The organism is Marinobacter sp. L-13, from assembly GCF_056857715.1.
Genome location: NZ_JBSXNQ010000004.1, coordinates 1 through 3989 on the forward strand (window position 1 = coordinate 1; position 3989 = coordinate 3989).

Sequence of the window (3989 nt, forward strand, 5' to 3'; positions counted from 1 at the left end):
TGATAACCGTCTTGACTGACTGAATAGAGAGAATCGAGACTCTATTCGGCTGGATATTGTGGATACGTTCTCGGGCCGAACTGTGATTCGACGCGGCGGGGTCACTTGCTCAAAATACTTCTGCCGCGCAGACCCCTAGCCAATAATAGTGGCAATAGTGCACACTTCCCCGGGGCGTTCACAGAAGTTTCAGACCTTCCATTTGGCGACTGCGCTGCATTGATAAAGTCGGAGCCGAACATCATCTTCTGGCACGAATGGCCAGACAGTGAAATGCACGAGTTGGCGGATGAAAATGGCTACCGGAAGCTCGCCAAATCTGCAGCTGCTCGATTGCGTTCTGACGAATTCTGGTCATTGATCGAAAAGCTCACAATCGGTCGGCGTCTGGTGATAACGGCTGATCATGGTTATGCCCACTCAGGTTTATTTCCAGATGTGTCGCATCGCGAACAAAGTGACTATCTCAAGTCGAGCTTTAAATCAGGCCGTGCTGCGCCCGTAGAGCCCGGCGACAAGCCTCATTATTGGGTCCCCCCGCTTACTCAAATCGTGGACAGCAAACATGGTCGCTGGGAGCTCGTCCTTGGCCGGCGAAAATGGAAAAGTCAGGGCGGATACCCTTCGTTGACACACGGAGGGCTGTCTTTGCTCGAAGTGGCTGTACCCTATATCGAATTGTCGCGGTAATTTCCGCTGATCAACCATACAACCGACGGATTTATAAATGGCGAAAACCAAGGCAGAAGTATTAGCAGAACACATTGCTGAAACCGTTGGCGCAGGAAAAGAGCTGCATCTTGAGTCAGTGGATTTTAGTGATCCAAACCGGCCGAAAACCTGCCTTGAGGTGGATTTCCCGATTCTACCAATCAACCAGATTGCACAGATTGAAGGCAACGCCGGTAAGCCAATCTATCAGATGAGTAAGTGGTGGGCCCGCCGTCGCTCTAGCGTCTTTCGTTCCACTTTGATTGCAGCCGCAACGAAAGCCCCGGATGACCCGGCGGAGGCGGCGAAACTGGTATGGGACAGCTATTACGGGAATCACCAGAAGAACGAGGCGTTCCGCAAGCTGAAAGTGGCCGACATCTTCATGGGTGGGGGTACAACTCTGGTTGAAGGTGCTCGCCTTGGTATGCAGATGGCTGGCAACGACCTGAATCCCGTTGCCTGGTTAGTCGTCAAGAATGAGCTGGCGGACGTTGATCTGGGTGAAGTTAACAAGCTCTTCGATCACGTAGAGCGGGAAGTGAAGCCGCAGATTATGCCGTTTTATGCCTGTGAAGGCCCTAACGGCGAAAAAGGGGTCTGGACCCACATATCTTCCGGGAAAAAGATGGGGGATGATTTCGATCCATTGGCTCTCACTCCGGAAGAGCGAAAAGAGTACAGCTACGAAGGTCCAGAAGTGATTTATACCTTCTGGGCGAAGCACGGCCCTTGTGCTGCACCCGGCTGTGGACATCGTACACCGCTGATGACCAGCCCAGTTGTTGCCGTAAAGAAGCTTTCGGTTAAATCATGGTTGGGCATACCATGCTCTCACTGCCATAAAACGTTCGACATTGAACGCTACGAAGCCCGCATGGCACCGGATGTTCCGCTGGTGGTGGCTGAAACAGAAGAACCCTATTCGATTATGGACGATGATGGGTACTACTCCTGTCCTCACTGCCATGAGCAGCACAGGGACGAAGTCGCTGCGAAAAAGGGTGAATCATCTCGGCTTCTGAAAAAGTTTCGCAAAAATAAGAAAATAGATCTGACGCTGCTCGTTCATCCCGACTGGCTGAAGGGGGCGTCAGGAAAAGATCAAGGCGGAAACCTGGGTGGTTCAGCTACGAGTGACTTTGCAGCAACATCCCGCTGGAACGAGCTCAGAGCATCGACATTGCGGTTGGTTGAGGTTCGAGGACCGCTACCAGACCAAGTGACCTGCCCTGAAACAGGCAAAACGTTCAGCACATCTGAGGGAACAATACCCAAAAAATCCAACTTTACCTGTCAGGAAGATACTTGTGGGCGACAGCAGGATGTGTTGGACAGTATCCGCTCTTCGGGTTTGACAGGTCCCATGTCTGCCTACGCACTACAATGTTACTCCGCAAAATATGATGAAGATGGATATCCATACGGAGGTCGCTTTTTCCAAGCTCCGGGTCCTGAGTCGATCAAGCGACAAAACGCTGCGATTGCAGAATGGGAGCGTCGTAAAAGCGAGGACCTGGCCGGTTATTGGCCGAAGAGCGAGCTGCCGTATGGATTCATGACCCATCACCTACAAGGCGGTGTGCCAAATCATGGTTTCACACATTGGTACAAGATGTTTAGCTCGGTTCAACTGTTGGTTCACACGCAGCTCCTGAAGGCTATCGATGAGGCCTATGGATACAGTGACGTGGCTAAAGAAATAGTGCTCGGGACCTTCCAGCAGTATCTGCGAAACCAGAATATGTTTTGTTTTTGGAATCCTCAGCGAGATACGCCGGAGCCAATGTTCAGTAACAACAATTATCATCCCAAATCCACGGTAATCGAAAACTCTGTTTTTGCGAATCTCGGGCGCGGCAATTGGGCTTCGTGCAGAGCCAACACGTTTAAAGGGTTGGAGTGGTGCAAGCAGCCATGGGATACGGTTTCCAATGAGCGTCTAGCTACATTGGATCCAGATATTGCTAAACAAACGACGGGGAAAAGTGAAAAAGCTGAGCCGGGTGATCCTGTTTTGCCCGGAACGCTCGTTACGTGCGGGTCGTCGACCGAGCTTGCTGAGTATGGGAATCAGGAATTCGACCTCGTGGTCACGGATCCCCCGTTTGGTGGCCTCCTGCATTATGCAGAACTCGCCGATTTCTTTTACGTATGGCTTCGACTGGTGCTCAAGGACAAGTATCCAGAGTACTTTTCTGGTGAGTACACCCCCAAGACACTTGAGGCTGTTTCAAACCGCGCGCGTCATCCCGATGACCCGGACGCTTTCTACAAGCGACTGCTGACAGAATGCTGGCGGGAAGCGAATCGCTTGTTGAAGCCGGGCGGTATACTTTCCTTCACCTTCCATCACAGTGAGGATGCACCTTGGGTTGATGTTCTGGAAAGCCTCTTTGATGCCGGCTATTACCTGGAGGCGACCTATCCAATACGTAGCGACGAGACGAAAGGGAAAGGGGAGTTTGGCTCAAAGACTATTGAGTACGACATTATCCACGTATGCCGGAAACGGATTGAAGATCCGAAGAGAATTTCCTGGGCTCGGCTGCGACGCCAAATTCTGGCCGATGTAAGGCAGTTGCAGGGTATTCTGGAACACCACCAAAATGAAGGCTTGCCGAAGGCAGATATTCAGGTGGTGAAGCGAGGAAAGGCGCTGGAGTACTTCTCTCGCCACTATGGCCAAGTCTATGTGGAAGAGGGGCGTGAATTTACTGTTAAAGAGGCACTAGTGGGCATCAACCAGCTCCTCGATGACCAAGCAGAGAATGAGGGTGGAAGTACCCCCGTCAAGTGCGAGCCGATTTCTCGTCAGTTCTTGCGCATCTTCCATAAAACCCTGGAGGTGCCTCGGGACCAGATGCAGAAGTATCTGAGAGGTACGGGCATTGGACCTAGTGATTTCGTCAGTCGAGGATGGACAGAGGAAAAGAAAAAGATTTTCCACTGGGTCTCGCCCCTCACTTTTGCGCAAGAGCGCAGTGCGAAATTCCACACGCTTCACCGAGACCTCGATCAGGCCATGGTTCTGGTTGGTGCTTGTTTTGCAGAAAGCGGGATTAATGTCAAAAAACTTCTTAGCCCGGATTTCTCATAGTGCTCCAACAACCTTCGCAGACCAAGCCTGGTAGTGCCAGATCCGAGTGGTCATGGTCGAAGTTGGCGATTATTTAGCCAGTTTCCGGCATTCAGGCACAACTCCCCCTTTCCCCCATTGGTATCGGGCCGGGGGAGCCCGATTATCTACTGGGGCACCAAGCGCTGAACCAGTGCTG

2 protein-coding genes are annotated in these 3989 nt (G+C 51.8%); both read left to right on the forward strand.

Features of this window, described 5'->3' with window-relative positions; translation table 11 throughout:
• Positions 1 to 105 precede the first annotated feature (105 nt).
• A complete protein-coding gene (locus AC13DD_RS00070) occupies positions 106 to 690 on the forward strand; it encodes a PglZ domain-containing protein (protein WP_482930651.1) in 585 nt (194 codons plus the stop codon).
• Between the two features lie 37 nt (positions 691 to 727).
• Positions 728 to 3811 (forward strand): DUF1156 domain-containing protein, encoded by a 3084-nt coding sequence (locus AC13DD_RS00075; RefSeq protein WP_482930652.1) that lies wholly within the window; start codon positions 728 to 730, stop codon positions 3809 to 3811.
• The last annotated feature ends 178 nt before the right edge of the window (positions 3812 to 3989 follow it).

What these genes read in the sequence shown, in the direction of transcription:
- AC13DD_RS00075 (WP_482930652.1), top strand. Translation starts at nt 728, where the DNA reads ATGGCGAAAACCAAGGCAGAAGTATTAGCAGAACACATTGCTGAAACC.